8 protein-coding genes are annotated in these 16,690 nt (G+C 71.5%); 3 read left to right on the top strand and 5 right to left on the bottom strand.

The genetic code is table 11. The annotated features are described in order from the left end of the window. The first annotated feature begins 120 nt into the window (after nucleotides 1-120). From FOF48_RS07325 to FOF48_RS07315, 3 genes are all read left to right on the top strand, one after another. Nucleotides 121-2,184, top strand: a complete 2,064-nt coding sequence (locus FOF48_RS07325) for a carbon starvation CstA family protein (RefSeq protein WP_143899448.1) — start codon at nucleotides 121-123, stop codon at nucleotides 2,182-2,184. Then, nucleotides 2,184-2,387 (top strand): YbdD/YjiX family protein, encoded by a 204-nt coding sequence (locus tag FOF48_RS07320; RefSeq protein ID WP_143899447.1) that lies wholly within the window; start codon nucleotides 2,184-2,186, stop codon nucleotides 2,385-2,387. The genes FOF48_RS07325 and FOF48_RS07320 overlap by 1 nt, the downstream gene beginning before the upstream one ends. 86 nt (nucleotides 2,388-2,473) lie before the next feature. Next, nucleotides 2,474-3,892: an RICIN domain-containing protein gene (locus tag FOF48_RS07315; protein WP_143899446.1), complete on the top strand. Its 1,419-nt coding sequence runs from the start codon at nucleotides 2,474-2,476 to the stop codon at nucleotides 3,890-3,892. Nucleotides 3,893-3,928: 36 nt separating this feature from the next. Here the strand turns inward: FOF48_RS07315 and FOF48_RS07310 are convergent, their stop codons facing one another. The 5 genes from FOF48_RS07310 to FOF48_RS07290 form a co-directional block, all read right to left on the bottom strand. Then, entirely contained in the window at nucleotides 3,929-11,080 is a 7,152-nt protein-coding gene (locus tag FOF48_RS07310) for a non-ribosomal peptide synthetase (RefSeq protein WP_143899445.1), read from the bottom strand. 12 nt (nucleotides 11,081-11,092) lie between these two features. Next, complete coding sequence (locus tag FOF48_RS07305) at nucleotides 11,093-12,331, bottom strand: MFS transporter (protein ID WP_143899444.1); 1,239 nt, start codon at nucleotides 12,329-12,331, stop codon at nucleotides 11,093-11,095. A 94-nt stretch (nucleotides 12,332-12,425) separates the two neighbouring features. Then, the gene (locus FOF48_RS07300; RefSeq protein WP_143899443.1) at nucleotides 12,426-13,502 is read right to left on the bottom strand and encodes a HAMP domain-containing sensor histidine kinase; all 1,077 of its coding nucleotides are present in this window, start codon (nucleotides 13,500-13,502) and stop codon (nucleotides 12,426-12,428) included. Beyond that, on the bottom strand, nucleotides 13,499-14,968 hold the full coding sequence (locus tag FOF48_RS07295; protein WP_143899442.1) for an ATPase domain-containing protein: 1,470 nt from the start codon (nucleotides 14,966-14,968) through the stop codon (nucleotides 13,499-13,501). The genes FOF48_RS07300 and FOF48_RS07295 overlap by 4 nt, the downstream gene beginning before the upstream one ends. A gap of 222 nt (nucleotides 14,969-15,190) precedes the next feature. Then, the gene (locus tag FOF48_RS07290; protein ID WP_143899441.1) at nucleotides 15,191-16,537 is read right to left on the bottom strand and encodes an MFS transporter; all 1,347 of its coding nucleotides are present in this window, start codon (nucleotides 16,535-16,537) and stop codon (nucleotides 15,191-15,193) included. Between the last annotated feature and the right edge of the window lie 153 nt (nucleotides 16,538-16,690).

Raw genomic sequence — 16,690 nt, 5'->3', positions numbered from 1 at the left:
CGGCCTCCTCGGCGTGGTCCACGCCCCAGCCCCCCGTCACACGTGGGGAGGGCGGTGCCATGGGGTGCGCTATAAACCTCGCGCCGAATGGCGGTGGCGTGCCCGCCGACGGGAGACATCATGGGTGGAGTCGCTCGGAAGTTGGGATGGGTGGGGCTGGCCCTGGTGGGGGCCTTCAGTCTGGGGGTGGTGGCGCTGCACCGGGGCGAATCCATCAACGCCATCTGGCTGGTGGTCGCCTCGGTCGCGGTGTTCATGTTGGGATATCGCTTCTACGGCCGTTTCATCGCTGAAAAAGCGCTGCGCGTGGATCCCACCCGCGCCACCCCCGCCGAGCGCCGCGACGACGGCCTGGACTACGTGCCCACGGACCGGTGGGTGGTGTTCGGCCACCACTTCGCGGCCATCGCGGGCGCCGGGCCGCTGGTGGGGCCGGTGCTGGCGGCGCAGATGGGCTACCTGCCCGGCACGCTGTGGATCCTGGTGGGCGTGGTGGTGGCGGGCGCGGTGCAGGACTTCGTGACGCTGTTCCTGTCCGTTCGCCGCGACGGCAAGTCGCTGGGCGACATGGTGCGCATGGAGCTGGGCCCGGCGGCCGGCGTGACGGCGATGGTGGGCGTGCTGATGATCATGATGATCATCCTCGCGGTGCTGGCGTTGGTGGTGGTCAAGGCGCTGGCGCACAGCCCTTGGGGCACCTTCACCGTGGCGATGACCATCCCCATCGCCGTGCTGATGGGCCTCTCCCTGCGCTACGTGCGCCCGGGCCGCGTGTTGGAGGTGTCCATCGTCGGCTTCGTGCTCCTGATGCTCAGCATCTGGCTGGGCGGTCAGGTCTCCCAATCCGCGGTCTGGGGGCCGTGGTTCACCTTCGACAGCCGCACGCTGGCGTGGTGGCTCATCGGCTACGGGTTCTGCGCGGCGGTGCTGCCGGTGTGGCTGCTGCTCGCGCCTCGCGACTACCTGTCCACCTTCCTCAAGATCGGCACCGTGCTGCTGCTGGCGGTGGGCATCGCGCTGGCGGCGCCGGACCTGCGCATGCCGGCGGTGACGAAGTTCGTGGATGGCACCGGGCCGGTGTTCTCCGGCAGCCTGTTCCCGTTCCTGTTCATCACCATCGCGTGTGGCGCGGTGTCCGGCTGGCACTCGCTCATCGCGTCGGGCACCACGCCCAAGATGCTCGCCACGGAGGCGGACGCGCGCATGGTGGGCTACGGCGGCATGCTGATGGAGGCCTTCGTCGCCATCATGGCCCTCATCGCCGCGTCGGTCCTGGAGCCGGGCGTCTACTTCGCGATGAACTCGCCCGCGGCGCTGATCGGCACCAGCGCGACGCAGGCGGCGACGACGCTCAGCCAGTGGGGTTTCGTCATCACCCCGGAGGTGCTGGAGCAGACGGCGCGCGACATCGGAGAGACGACCATCCTGTCGCGCGCAGGCGGCGCGCCCACGCTGGCGGTGGGCATGGCGCAGATCCTCCACGGGCTGGTGTCCGGGCAGGGGATGATGGCCTTCTGGTACCACTACGCCATCCTCTTCGAGGCGCTCTTCATCCTCACCACCGTGGACGCGGGCACGCGGGTGGGGCGCTTCATGATCCAAGAGCTGGCGGGCCTGGTGTACGCGCCCCTGAAGCGCACGGAGTCCTGGGGCGCGAACCTGCTGGCCACCGCGCTGTGCGTGTCCGCCTGGGGCTATTTCCTCTATCAGGGCGTGGTGGACCCGCTGGGCGGCATCAACACGCTGTGGCCGCTGTTCGGCATCGCCAACCAGATGCTCGCCGCGGTGGCGCTCACGCTGGGGTGCGTGGTGCTGGTGAAGATGAAGCGCGAGCGCTACGTCTGGGTACCCGCCATTCCCGCCGCGTGGCTGGTGCTGTGCACGCTCACCGCCGGCTTCCAGAAGGTGTTCGGCGCTGACGTGCGCGTGAGCTTCGTCGCCCACGCACGGGCCTTCTCCCAGGCGGTGGCGGAAGGACGCCTCATCGCCCCCGCGAAGTCGGCGGAGGAGATGGAGCGCATCATCACCAACGATTACGTCGATGCGGCCCTCACCGTGTTCTTCATGGCCGTCGTCGTGGCGACGGTGCTCTTCGGAGTGCGCGCCATGCTCGCGGCCCGGCGCTCGGCGGTGCCCACCGCGCAGGAGACGCCCTACGTGCCCACCGCCCGGGAGGCAGCGTGATGCGCGGCGCTGTTCAGAGGCTGCGACACGGCTGGCGCCAGGCCGTGCGCATCGCGCGCCAGATGATTGGCGTGCCCGACTACGACACCTATGTCTCCCACATGCGCCGTCATCATCCGGAGCGCGCGGTGATGACCTACGCGGAGTTCTTCAACAACCGTCTCCAGGCGCGCTATCGGGCCGGGGGCGGCCGGTGCTGCTGAAGCGATGAATCGTTGAGTATTCCGGTTAAAACTGCTTAGTGTGTTTTACGGGTCAGCCCCGTTCAACCCCTTCGCAGGAGTTCGCCGTGTCTCGTACTTCGACGCCGTTCCGGACGTGGGCGCTGGGCGCCGCGTTTCTCGCATCGTTGACGGGCTGTTCGGGGCCGGGGGACGTCGCCGCGTCCGAGGAGCCGCTGGGGGCGGTGGAGTCGCGGGCGCTGGCGACGCGGGTGGTGGGCTACCTGCCGACGTGGGCAGGGGACGTGAACACGCTGCAGTACGGGAAGCTCTCGCACATCAACTACGCGTTCGCGCTGCCCACGGCGTCGGGGGGGCTCACGGGGGTGAGCAGCTCGGATGCGCGGCTGCGCTCGCTGGTGACGCAGGCGCATGCGCAGGGGGTGAAGGTGCTCATCGCGGTGGGCGGCTGGAATGACGGGAACGACAGCGGCTTCGAGCAGATGGCCGCGAACGCCTCCACGCGCACGGCGTTCGTGAACAGCGTGGTGAACTTCATCAACGCGGCCGGGCTGGACGGCGTGGACATCGACTGGGAGTACCCGGATCCGGGTACGTCGGGGAACAACTACGCGCTGCTGATGCGCGAGCTGGGGACGGCGATGCACAGCCGCGGCAAGCTGCTGACGGCGGCCGTGGTGTCCAATGGCTCCACGGGCGGTGGGGTGCAGGCGTCGGTGTTCAGCGACGTCGATTTCCTCAACATCATGGCGTACGACGGCGGGCAGCCGCATTCGACGTATGACCTGGCGGTCCAGTCGTTGAGCTACTGGAAGGGGCGCGGGCTCCCGGCGTCGAAGGCGGTGCTGGGCGTACCGTTCTACGGGCGCTCGCCGTCGAGCTACGTGGGGTATTCGGAGCTGGTCGCGCGCGACTCGCAGGCGCCCTACAAGGACAACGTGGGGGACGTCTATTACAACGGCATCGCGACCATCCAGGCGAAGACCCGACTGGGGCTGCAGAACGGCGGCGTGATGATCTGGGAACTCTCCCAGGACACGTCCGGGAGCACGTCGCTGCTCAGCGCCATTGCTTCGGTGGCGCAGGGGACGGGGGGCACGGGCGCGTACCGGCTGGTGAACAAGGCCTCCGGGCGGTGCGTGGACATCAGCGGCCCGAGCACCACGGACGGCGCCATCATCCATCAGTGGGCCTGCCACACGGGCGCGAGCCAGCAGTGGGCGATGGAGGCGACGGACAGCGGCTACTACCGCTTCGTGTCGCGCTACAGCGGCAAGGCGCTGGACGTGAAGGACGCGAGCGCCGCGAACGGCGCGGGGCTCCAGCAGTGGTCGTACTCCAGCGGTAGCAACCAGCAGTTCAAGCCGGTGGACCTGGGCAACGGCTACGTCCGCCTGGAGGCGCGTCACAGCGGCAAGGTGCTGGACGTGACGGGCTGCCTGCAGGGCAGCGGTGACGGCACGCTGCTCCAGCAGTGGACCTGGTCCAACAACGACTGCCAGCAGTTCCGGCTGGAAGCGCAGTAGCCGGGCCTCCGTCGCGAGACCCGGGCCCGCTGTTTCCTAGCGGCCCTCCCGCTGCGCTCCCGCGAGGGCTTCACGAAGCTTCGCGGCGAGCACGCCGACGTGGGGCGACTTGAGGAAGGAGTAATGGTCTCCGGGCACCTTCTCCAGGTCCAGGCGTCCCGGGGCGAAGGCCTCCCAGCCGTGGTCCCAACGGGAGTCCTCCGCCTCGAACAGGGTGAACGGCCCGCTGGCCTGGGGCGGCTCGTAGACCCAGGCCGCGTGCAGGTGGACCTCGAACGCGTGGCGCATCTCACGCAGCGGCTGCTCCGCCGCGAACAGCGGCTGGCTCGCCTGCTCCAGCGCCTCCATCCACTCGGTGGGCGACCGGCCCTCGTGGGGAGGCAGCGGCTGTCCCGACACGCGCAGCAGATCCTCCAGGAACAGCGCGCTCAGCCGCGCCTTCGCGCTCACGTCATCCGGGTTGCCCGCGTGCAGGCTCGCGGACGTGTCGAGCAGCGCGAGCAGTGAGACGGTCTCTCCCGCTCGCCGCAGCTGGTGCGCCATCTCCCACGCCACGCTGCCTCCCATGGACCAGCCGCCCAGCAGGTAGGGGCCGTGCGGCTGCACCTCTCGCACCGCCTGCACGTACAGCGCCGCCATCTCCGGGATGGATTCGCAGGGGCGCTCCGCGCCGTCCAGGCCTCGCGCCTGGAGGCCGTAGAACGTCTGTGCGGGGCCCAGGGCCCGCGCCAGCTCCGCGTACGGAACGACGCCGCCTCCCACCGCGTGGACGCAGAAGAAGGGCCGTCCTCCCTGGCCTTCCTGGAGCCGCACCAAGGGCGTCCACGGCTCGCCGCCGTCGCGCAGCAGGTTCGCCAGGTGCTCCACCGTCGCGTTCTGGAACAGCGCCGTCACCGGCAGCGGCCGGCCCAGGCGAGCGCGGATGGCCGACTGCAACCGCAGCGTCAGCAGCGAGTGGCCGCCCAGCTCGAAGAAGTCGTCGTGCACGCCGATGGGACTCACCCCCAGCAGCTCCTCCCAGATGCGCACGAGCCGCAGCTCCAATGGCGTGCGCGGCCCCACCAGGGCGCGGGCTGGATCGCGGTTCACCTCCGGTGCCGGCAAGGCCTTGCGGTCCACCTTGCCCACGGGGTTCAACGGCAGGCGCGCCAGTCTCACGAAGGCGGACGGCATGAGGTGCGTGGGCAGCCGCTCCGCCAGCGCCGGACGCAGCGTGGTCAGATCCACGCTCGCGCCCACCACGTACGCGACCAGCTGGCGGTTTCCCGGTGTGTCCTCGCGCACCTCGGCCACCGCGTCGTCCACGCCGGGGAGCTGGTTCAGCGCCGCCTCCACCTCGCCCAGCTCGACGCGGAAGCCGCGCAGCTTCACCTGCGTGTCCGCTCGCCCCAGGAAGTCGAGCTGCCCGTCGGACCGCCAGCGCGCCCGGTCCCCGGTGCGGTAGAGCCTTGCGCCCGGGAGGGGGCCGTACGCGTCCGGGATGAACCGCGAGGCGGTCAGGGCTGCGTCGTTCAGGTAGCCCCACGCGAGCCCGTCGCCCCCCAGGTACAGCTCGCCCTCCACGCCCACGGGCACCAGCGCCTGCTCCGCGTCCAACACATACGCCAGCGTGTTCGCGATGGGCCTCCCGATGGGCACCGGCCGGCTGACGTCCTCGAGCCCCTTCAGCGGGTACGCGGTGGAGAACGTGGTGTTCTCCGTGGGCCCGTAGACGTTGCTGAAGCGATAGCCCGCCTCCAGCATCCGCCGCGCGGCCGGCAGCGACATGATCTCGCCTCCAGTCATCAGTTGCCGCACGCGCATCAGCGCCTGGGGATGCGCCACCACCAGTTGCTCGAAGAGGGCCGTGGTGAGGAACAACGTCGTGATGCCCCGCGTCTCCAGCGCCCGCGCCAGCTCCTCCAGCGAGGGAGGCCGAGCTCCCATCACCACGAGCTTCGCCCCGTGCAGGAGCGCGCCCCACAGCTCCAGCGTGGCGGCGTCGAACGAGATGGGCGCCAGCTGGAGCCAGACCTCCTCCGGGCCAAAGCGCGTGAACGCTGCCCCCTTCACCAGCCGCACCACGCCCCGGTGCGCGATGCAGACACCCTTGGGCTGCCCGGTGCTCCCGGAGGTGTACATGACGTAGGCCAGCGCATCGGCGGGCACGGGAAGCCGCAAGGGCTCCGGTGACTCGTGGGCGAACAGGCTCCAGGAGGGCTCCAGCGGCACCACCCGCGCGTCCAGGCCGGGCAGCTTCGCCTCCAGGCCCGGCTGCGCGAGCAGCACCTGGAGCCGCGTGTCCCGCGCCATGAAGGCCAGCCGCTCCGCGGGGTAGGTCGGATCCAACGGCACGTAGGCGCCGCCTGCCTTCAGGATGGCGAGCGTGGCCACCACCATCTCCAGCGAGCGATGGGTGCACAGGCCCACCGGCGTTCCCCCGCGTACCCCCAGCGCGCGCAGGTGCCGGGCGAGCTGGTTGGCGCGCGCCCCCAGCTGGGCGTACGTCAGGTGCCGCTCCTCGAACTCCACCGCGATGGCTCCAGGCGCGCGCAGCGCCTGCTCCTCGAAGAGGTCCGCGAGGGACGCCTCGCGCGGGTACTGGACCCGCGTGTCGTTCCAGGCCACGAGCTGTTCGCGCCGCTCGTCCATGGACAGCAGCGGCAGTCCTCGCAGGGGGCGCTCCGGTTCGGCGATGGCCGCCTCCAGCAGGCGGGTGAAGTGCTCCGCCATGCGCGCCACCGTGTCCCGCTCGAAGAGGGCGGTGTCGTACTCCCAGTTGAAGCGCAGGCCTTCCGGCGTCTGCGTGGCGAAGACGGTGAGGTCGAACTTCGCCATCCCTGTCTCGACGTCCAGCGGCTCCACGCGCAGGCCGGGAATGGAGGCAGGGGGACCGCCCGCGTTCTGGAGCGCCATCACCACCTGGAACAGCGGCGAGCGGCTCAGGTCTCGCGCGGGCTGGAGCGCGCCGACCAACTTTTCGAAAGGCACGTCCTGGTGGGCGAAGGCGCCCAGGCTGGTCTCCCGCGCCAGGTCCAGGAGGCCGTGGAAGCTCACGTCCCGGGGAGCGTGAATCCGCAGCGGCAGGGTGTTGACGAAGAAACCCACCAGGCCCTCCAGCTCCTGACGCTGGCGGCCCGCGAGCGGCGCGCCGATGACCAGATCCTCCTGGCCGCTGTAGCGGGCCATGAGCGCATGGAAGCCCGCGAGCAGCACCATGAAGGGCGTCACCCCACGGCGCTGGCCCAGGGCCTCGATGGCGCGGGAGAGTGCCAGCGATGCCTGGGCCGGAAGGTGCGCCCCCTGGAACGTCCGCACCGGGGGACGTGGCAGGTCCGTGGGCAGCGCGATGAAGGGCGGCGCGCCCTGGAGCCGGGCCCTCCACCATTCCAGCCGCGTCTCCACCTCGCCGGCCGCCCGCTCGTCGCGTTGCCAGCGCGCGAAGTCCGCGGGCTGGAGGGGCAGGGGCTCCCACGTCACCGGGGGGCCGCCCGTGGCCGCGGCGTAGTGCGCCATCAGCTCCCGCTCCATCACGCCCAGGGACCAGCCGTCGCTCACGATGTGGTGCAGGGTGACGAGCAGCGCGTGCTCCTCCGGCCCCACGCGCACCAACGTCGCGCGCAGCAGCGGCCCCTGCTCGAGGTCGAAGGGGACGCGCACCTCCGCCTCCGCGCGCCGCGTGAGCGCTTCCTCCGACGCCACCTGTTCCCGCTGGAGCGGGAGGTCCAGCGCCGGTGCGATGCGCTGCTCCGGCTGGCCCTGGTGCTCCGCGAAGGTGGCTCGCAAGGCCTCATGGCGCCGCACGAGCATCTGGAGGGAGTGCTCCAGCGCGTCGGCGTCCAGCGGCCCCTTCCAGCGCGTGAACCAGGGCAGGTTGTACGTGAAGCCGCCCGGCTCCAGCCGGGTGAGGAACCACAGGCGCGTCTGCGCGAAGGACAGCGGCGCGGATCCGTCCCGGGGGCCGGCCCTGAGCACCGGCGGTTCCTGCCGCTCCGCTCCGCGCACGAGCGTCGCGAGGTGCCCGGCCAGCGACTCCACCGTCGGATGTTCGAACAGCGCCCGCACGGGCAGCTCCACCTGGAGCCGTTGGAGCAACCGCGCCGTCACGCGGATGGCCAGCAGCGAGTGGCCACCCCGCTCGAAGAAGTGGTCGTGCGCGCCCACGCGCGCCACGCCGAGGAGCGCGGCGAAGGCGTCCGCCACCTCCTGCTCCAGCGGCGAGCGCGGGGCGACGAAGCCGCCCGCCCCTGTGTCGTCGTCCCCGGGAGCGGGCAGCGCGCGCCGGTTCAGCTTCCCGCTGGGCGTGAGGGGAAACGCGTCCAACAGCACGAACGCCGAGGGCACCATGGCGTCCGGCAGCCGCTCACGCAGCGCCGCCTTGAGCGCCGCCGGCTCCACTTCCGCCCCTGGCTGCGGCACCACATAGGCCACCAGGTGCTTGCCCCGCGTCTCATCCTCGCGGGCCACCACCGCCACGTCCTTCACGCCCGGGAGCCTCGCCACCGCGGCCTCCACCTCGGGCAGCTCGATGCGGTAGCCGCGGAGCTTCACCTGCGCGTCGCGCCGACCCAGGAACTCCAGCTCGCCCGTGGGCAGGTACCGCGCGAAGTCTCCCGTGCGGTACATCCGCGCGCCGGGATGCGGACTCAGCGGATCCGGCAGGAAGCGCTCCGCCGTCAGGTCGGGCCGGTGCAGGTAGCCCCGCGCCAGCCCGGCCCCGCCGATATACAGCTCCCCCGCGACGCCCACGGGCACCGGCTCCCATCGCGCGTCCAGCAGGTACGTCCGCGCGTTGGTGATCGTCCGGCCGATGGGCGGCAGGTCCGGCCACGTCTCCGGAGGGCCCTTCAACACATGCGCGGTGGCCGCGTGCGTCTCCGTGGGGCCGTAGTGGTTGTCCAGCACGCACCCGTCCAGCGCGAGCAGCAGCCGGCGCAGCGCGGGGGTGATGCGCAGCTGCTCCCCCGCGGTGTTGATCTCCTTGAGGGACGTGGGCAGCAAGCCCTCCGCGTCCGCCACCTCGGCCAGATGCTGAAGGGCGACGAAGGGCAGGAAGATGCGCTCCACGCCCCGGTCGCGCATCAGCGTCAGCAGGGCCCGGCCGTCGCGCCGCGTGTCCTCCGACACCAGCACCAGCTCTCCGCCCGCGGCGAACGTGGGGAGCATCTCCTGGAAGCACACGTCGAAGCTCAGCGCGGAGAACTGGAGCGTGCGGCCCCGAGGCGCGGTGGAGCGGCGCACCTGCCACTGGATGAGGTTGAGCAGCGGGCGGTGCGGCATCGCCACGCCCTTGGGGATGCCCGTGGAGCCGGAGGTGAAGATGACGTAGGCCAGCGTGTCCGGTCCGCCCACGGGTGGGGGCGCGGTGTCTGGCGTGCCGGGGTCGTCCTCCAGGAACAACCGCTCCGCTCCGCCCTCCGGCAGCCCCGCCGCCAGGCGCCGCTGGGTGACGAGCACCCGCGCGCGGGAGGTCTCGAGCATCAGCGCCAGCCGCTCCGGCGGATAGGCGGGATCCAACGGGCAGTAGGCCGCGCCCGACTTGAGGATGCCCAGCATCCCCACCGCCAGCTCCAGCGAGCGGTCCACGCACAGCCCCACCGCCGTGTCCGGCGTCACGCCGCGCTGGCGCAGCGCATGGGCGACGCGGTTGGCCCGCCGCTCCAGCTCCGCGTACGTCAGGTGCGCATCCCCGAAGCGCACCGCGACGGCCTCGGGGTTGCTGCGCGCGCGGGCCTCGAAGAGGGCGTGCACGCCAGGGTGCACGGGCACGTCCGCGCCCGTGTCGTTCCAGTCCATCACCGCTCGCGCCCGCTCGCGCTCCGTCAGCAGCGGGAGCGCGGACACGGGGGACTCCGGCTTCGCGACGGCGCCCTCCAGCAGGCGCGCGTAGTGCGCGGCCATGCGCGCCACCGTCCCCTCGTCGAAGAGGTCGGCGTTGTATTCCCAGCGCGCCTCCATCCCGCTCGGGTCGTCGTAGAGGAAGAGGGTGATGTCGAAGCGCGCGACGCCGGGCTCGAAGTCCACCTCCGTCACGGTGAGCCCGGGCCACTTCAGCGCGGCCCACGGCGCGTTCACGTGCACGAACATCAGCTGGACCAGCGGCAAGCGGCTGGGGTCGCGCTGGGGCACGAGCAGGTCCACCAGCTGCTCGAAGGGCATGTCCGGGTGCGCGTACGCGCCCAGGCACACCTCGCGCACCCGACCCAGGAGCGCGAGGAAGGTCGGGTCTCCGGACGCGTCCAGCCGCAGCGCCAGCGTGTTCGCGAAGAAGCCGATGAGCCGCTCCACCTCCCGCCGTCCACGCCCCGCCACGGGCGTGCCCACCACCAGGTCCTCCTGCCCGCTGTAGCGGGAGAGCAGCACCTGGAACGCCGCCAGCAAGGTCATGTACGGCGTGACGGCCGCCTTGCGGCTCAGCTCGCGGATGCCCGTCGCCAGGGCGGAGGGCAGGGGCAGGCGGTACACCGCGCCCCGGAACGTCTGCCGGGGCGGACGCGGACGGTCCGTGGGCAGCTCCAGCGCGGGGGGCGCTCCCGCGAGCCGGTCCTTCCACCACGCGCGCTCGGTCTCCAGGAACTCGCCCGTGAGCGCCTGCCGCTGCCAGTGCGCGAAGTCCGCGTACTGCGCCGGCAGCTCCGGCAGCCGGGGCGGTTCGTTCCGCGTGAAGGCGGTGTAGAGCGCGCTCAGCTCGTTCGCCATCCACCCCAGCGACACCGCGTCGCAGACGATGTGGTGCGTGACGAGGAGCAGCGCGTGCTCCTCCGGTGAGAGCCGCACCAGCGTGGTCCGCACCAGCGGCCCGCGCGCCAGGTCGAACGGCGTCCGGGCCGCGTGCTCCGCGTGCTCCCGCAGCGCGCGCTCCCGCCCGGCATCATCCAGCCCTTGGGCGGACAGGTCCTCGTGGTGGAGCGTCAGCGACAGGGCGTCGCGGATGCGCTGCACCGGCTGGCCCTCCACGGAAGCGAACGTGGTGCGCAGGGATTCGTGCCGCGCCACCACGCCCTGGAGCGCGTGCTCCAGCGCGGCGACGTCCAGCGCGCCCTTCAGCCGCACGAAGAAGTAGACGTTGTACGTGGCGCTCAGGCCCTCCAGCTGCGCCAGGAACCACAGGCGCTGCTGCATGAAGGACAGCGGGAGCGCCTCCGTCCTGGGGACGAGGGGGAGCGGGGCGCGCTTCTTCCCCGGAGCAACCGGCGAGGAGGTCGTCATCGTGAGGCTCCGTTACGTTTCGAAGGCCGCGAACCCGCGCGAGCGCAGCGCCCTGAGCAGGACGGCGAGGAGGAGGAACCCGAACGCCGCGCCCGCCATGACGGGCCGGACGCCCAGCCGGTCCGCGAGCGCGCCCTGCAACCACACGCCCAGCGTGAAGCCGACGAAGAGCAGCATGGAGTTGAGGCTGGCGATGCGCGCCTGCAACTCGCCGGACACGCGCGACTGGCACAGCGTGCTCAGCCCCGTGAGCGTCAGCATGTACAGCGCCCCCAGGCCCAGCACCGCCGCCGCCGCCAGCCCCAGCGAAGGGGACAGCCAGTACGCCGCCGCCACCGGGCCGATGAGCAGCAGGCTGACCTCCAACAGCCGCCCCCGTCCCAGCCGGTCCGCCAGCGTGCCCGCGCACAGGGCCGCCAGGAGCGCGCCCGCGCCCTGCGCCGTCACCAACATCGACGTGGCGCCCGCGTCCTGGCCGAACACCCGGATGGCCATCACCGGCGCCAGCGCCGTGAAGGGCGCGATGCACACCGCGATGGCCAGCGTCCCGGTCATCGCCATCGTCAGCGCCTCGTCCGCCCGCGCCACCTGGATGCCCCGCGCGATGCCCGCCCACAGGCCTTCGGGCGACGCGGGCTTCGCCGCCGCCGGGGCTCCCCGCACGCCCACGAGCGACAGCAGCACCATGCCGAAGGACAGCGCGTTGAGCAGCAGCACCCAGCCGATGTCCGCGTGCGCGATGATCAACGCCGCCAGCGCGGGGCCGCAGATGCGCCCCAGGTTCGCCTGGGCCGCGTTGAGGCTGAGCGCGCTGTGCAGGTCCTCCTTCGGCACCGACACGGCGATGAGCGCGGAGAACGCGGGCATGAACAGCGTGACGGCGCACCCGTTGAGGAACGAGATGACCGCCACCCACCGCACGCTGAGCCCTCCCGTGAAGGCCAGCGCCGCCAGCACGCCCGCGAGCGCCATCTGCAGGAGCGCCCCCAGCGCCACCGCGCGCCGCCGGTCGAACCGGTCCCCCAGCGCCCCCCCCAGCGGCGACAGCACGATGGACGGCAGCCACGTCAGCGCCGCCACGCCCCCCGTCCACTCCGCCCGCCCCGTCACCTTCGTCACGTACACGCCCAGCGCCAGCACCTCCATCCACGTGCCGATGTTCGACAGCGCCGCCCCGCCCCACAGGAAGGCGAAGTCGCGGTGCTTCAGCGCGCGGAGCGAGGACAGGCCAGCGGGGCGGGGCGTGGACACACTCGCTTTCTAATTCACCGAGAGCACGGGGTGTGCTGGGACTTCCATTCTGTTGGTTCTAGATGGAATTGCCTTGGAATCGTGCAGTGCTGCTTCAGTTCCGGCGAGGCAGCCGCAGGGTGAAGGTGGAGCCTTCGCCCAGGGTGGAGCGGGCGGACAGCGAGCCGCCGTGCAGCTTCGCGAGCGCGGCGGCGATGAAGAGGCCCAGGCCGTGGCCTCGCCCCCGGTCCTCGTCCGCCCGCTGGAAGCGGTCGAAGATGTGGGGCAGGGCGCTGGCGGGGATTCCCACGCCCCAGTCGCGCACGTGGATGAGCACCAGGCCGGGGTTGAGCGTCACGTCCACGTCGACGCGGTGCGAGTCCCCGCGGTACTTCACCGCGTTGGACAGCAGGTTGTGGAGCACCTGGCGCAGCCGGTCGGTGTCCAGCAGCTGGGGTTCCACCGGTTCTCCGGCGTGGAGGGTGAAGTCCACGTCCGGCTGCAGCTCTCGCCACTCCTGGATGATCTCCTCCAGGAAGGGCGTGAGGGCCGTGGGGACCCGCTTCAGCTCCAGCTTGCCGTCCGCCAGCCGCGAGGCGTCCAGGATGGACGTCACCAGCCCGTTCATCCGGTCCAGCTGGCGCAGGATGGCCTCCGCGGAGCGGCGCTCGTCGTCGACGCCGCGCTTGTGCACCTTGCGCAGCAGCAGCTGGGCGTTGAGCCGCGCGGAGGACAGCGGCGTCTTCAGCTCGTGCGCCACCCAGTTGAGCATCTCCTCGCTGGCGAGGCCCGCCGTGGACGCCGCCTCGCGCGCGGACGGGGCGGACTCCGGGTGGGCCGCCGCGTGGTTCTGGAGCGCGCTGCTCACGGCCTGTTCGAAGGTGGACAGGTCCACCGGCTTCGCGAGGAACGTCTGGGCCGCTTCCCGCCCCTGGGGCCGCGCCGCGCTCAGCAGCAGGAAGGGCACGTCCGACAGCGCGGCCTCCGCGCGCATGGCGTGCAGCAACTGCATGCCGGTGCGCCGGGGCATCATGTGGTCGCTCACCACCAGGTCTGGCGTCTCCGTGCGCGCCAGCAGGAGCGCCTCCTCGCCGTTGTGCGCGCGCACGACCCGGTGGCCCAGCTCCTCCACCACCTCGGAGAAGACCTCCAGGAGCGCCTCTTCATCCTCCGCGATGAGGACGAGGCTCATTCACCCAGCCCTCCGATGGAGGAGCCCAGCGGGTGGGCCTGGCCCGTCAGCAGCCCGCTCGCGGAGCGCATCGGCGCGAGCACCTTCACGCCGGCGTTGGTGATCTGGAACTCGCGAAGGTCGCTGGAGTACTCGCTGTCCCTCATCTTGAGCACCGACAGCAGGCGGTGCATCTTGCCGCGCAGCTCCACGTAGCGCAGCAGCAGCAGGTTCTCCCCCAGGCTGGCCACCGGGGCATCATTGAAGTCCAGCTCCGTGCCCACGACCTTGGGCACCTCCCGCGTGAACAGGGACGTCACCCCCAGCGCCCTCAGCCTCAGCGCCAGCGAGGCGACGAAGGCCCGCCGCCGCATGGGGTCCAGGATGGACAGCTCCAGGTCGGTGAGCCCGTCGATGACCAGCCGCCGCACCCCCAGCGCGCTCACCCGCCGCAGCAGGTCCGCGATGAGCACGTCCGCCTCCACCTCCAAGGGAGGCACGTGCAGGAACGTCAGCGCGTCGCCGCCGCGCAAGGCGCTCACGTCCAGACCCACGCGCTGCGCGCGGGCGGACAGCATGGCCGGGGAGTCGAAGAAGGAGACGAAGAGGGACTTCTCCCCCTTGCGCGCGCCCTCCGCGGCGAAGTGCGCGGCGAGCAGCGTCTTGCCAATGCCCATGCTCCCCGCCAGCAGCGTGGTGCTCAGCTCCGGCAGCCCCCCGTACAGCAGCCCATCCAGCTCCGGCAGGCCAAACCCCTTGCGCGCCAGCGTGGGCGGGTCGTCGAGGAGCTCCGGCGGCGTGGATTCCAGGCGCGGGATGAACTCCACGCCTTCCGGATGGAGGGTCATGACGTGCTCGCCCGCCAGGTGGGCCCGTCCCCGCAGCTTCACCACCTCCGCCCGGCGCACCCGGCGCGACCCGAAGGACTGGACGGACAGCGACACGATGCCGTCCACCGTGGTCGCCTCCGGCAGCGCCATCAGCCGCTCCAGCGGGTACTCCGTGGTGAACAGGCCGATGCAGTTGCTGGCGGCCAGGCCGATGCCCAGCTCGTAGAGGAACTCGCGCAGCCGCGCCTCGTCCTGCCAGAGGTCCCGGATGGAGCGCAGCCCGTCAATGAAGAGCAGCGCCGCGCCGCGCTCGCGCACCGTCTGCAGCAGCAGGTCCCGGGCATCCTTGGCGCCGCGCTTGAGCGCGGAGTAGGCGCTGATGAGGAAGACCTTCTCCCCCAGCAGCTCCGGCTGGAAGAAGGAGAAGTCGGACAGGGCCCCCATCAGCTTGTCATGAGGCTCCGAGGTGACGGTGGCCACCACGACGGGGAGGCCGCGCGCCGCGGCGGTGAAGGCCATCTGGCTGCACAGCACCGTCTTCCCGCACCCGGGCGTACCGGTGACGATGAAGGACTGACGGGCGGGGATGCCTCCCCCTAGCAAGGTGTCGAAGCTGGGGATGCCACTCTGGAAGAGGGACGGCTTGCTGCTGGACATTCCGGGGTCCATCGGACGGCGAGGGGGCGTGCGCGACACTTCCGCCGCTCGAAAGCGCGCGCCGGGACGGGGGCTGGCGGGAGACAGGGCACGCCCGAGGCACCCTCCGCCCGGAGCGGCATAGCCGACGCCCCCGACGCGAACCAAGATGGTGTTCGCGCGCCCGGAGCGCAGCGCCAGCCTGTGAACACCTCCGCCTGCCCGGCGGCCCTGCAACCGGGGTCAGCGTGAGGCGGAGGGGTGCTCGGCCGGGGCTTCGGTGCTGGCGCCGAAGCCGCGGAGGCCCAGCCACAGGGACACCGCGACTCCCACCGCGCAGACGGCCGCCACGTAGTGCGCGGGCGCCAGGGGGCTCTCCTTCAGGGCGAGCGTGACGGCGAGCGGGGTGATGCCGCCGAACAGCGCGTAGGCCACGTTGTAGGCGAAGGAGATGCCGGAGAAGCGGACGGCCGGAGGGAAGGCGTGCACCATCACCGACGGCACCACGCCGACGACGCCCACGCAGAAGCCCACGCCCGCGTAGAGCGGCACCAGGTGCTGGGGCGCGTGCGCGACGCCCCGGTAGAACACCTGCACGGCGACGAGCAGCACGGCCGACCCCAGCGCCATGGCCCGCGCCGGCCCCAGCCGGTCCGCGAGCAGCCCGTAGCAGATGCAGCCCAAGGTGAGCGTGAGCGTGGCCACGCTGTTGGCCCCCAGCGCCTGGGCGGGTGGAATCGCGTGCAGCTGCTGCATCAGCGTGGGCGTCATCAGGATGACCACCACGATGCCCGCGGTGAGCACCCAGGTGAGCAGCATGGACACCGCGACGGCGGGCGCGTGGCCCCGGAGCGCGGCCTTGAGCGGCAGCTCGCGCACCAGCGCATGGCGCTGCCGCATCTCCTCGAAGACGGGCGTCTCCTGGAGCCACCGACGCAGGAACACCGCGAGGAACCCGAAGACGCCCCCCACGACGAACGGCACGCGCCAGCCTCCGGCCATCACCTGCTCCGGCGTGAAGACGGTGTTGACGGCGGTGGCCACCAGCGAGCCCAGCAGGATGCCCAGCGTGAGCCCGGAGGTGAGCGTCCCGCACGCGAGCCCCACCCGGTGCTCCGGCACGTGCTCGGAGACGAACACCCACGCCCCCGGCACCTCGCCGCCCACCGCCGCGCCCTGCAGCAGCCGCAGCGTGAGCAGCGCCAGCGGCGCCGCGTATCCCACGGTGGCGAACGTGGGCAGCAGGCCCATCAGCAGCGTGGGCACCGACATCAGGAAGACGCTCAACGTGAACATCCGCTTGCGCCCGGTCCGGTCCCCGAAGTGCGCCATCACGATGCCGCCCAGCGGCCGCGCCAGATAGCCCGCCGCGAACAGCCCGAACGTCTGCAACTGCCGCAGCCAGTCCGCCGTCTCCGGAGGGAAGAACAGCCGGCCCATCACCGACGTGAAGAACACGAAGATGATGAAGTCATAGAACTCCAGCGCGCCTCCCAGCGCCGCCAGCCCCAGGGTGCGGATGTCCCGGGCGGACAGGGGGCGGGGAGCGGCCAGCGCGGAACGGGCGTCGTCGGTGGAGGGGGTCGCCATGCGGGAAGAACCCGAAGGATATGCCGGGACTCCCGCCCGGGCCCCATCCGTCACGTTACAAGGGAGTAATCACCGTAAAACCAGTTGACACGGTGTGCGAAACTTGTGGGGAGGTCTGGTCATCGGTATCTTCCTGGGATTTCAAGTTCCGTC

Source organism: Corallococcus sp. Z5C101001, from assembly GCF_007352635.1.
Taxonomy (GTDB): domain Bacteria; phylum Myxococcota; class Myxococcia; order Myxococcales; family Myxococcaceae; genus Corallococcus; species Corallococcus silvisoli.
The sequence above is the reverse complement of the archived record's forward strand: the minus strand, read 5'-3'. Positions and strand labels throughout refer to the sequence as shown.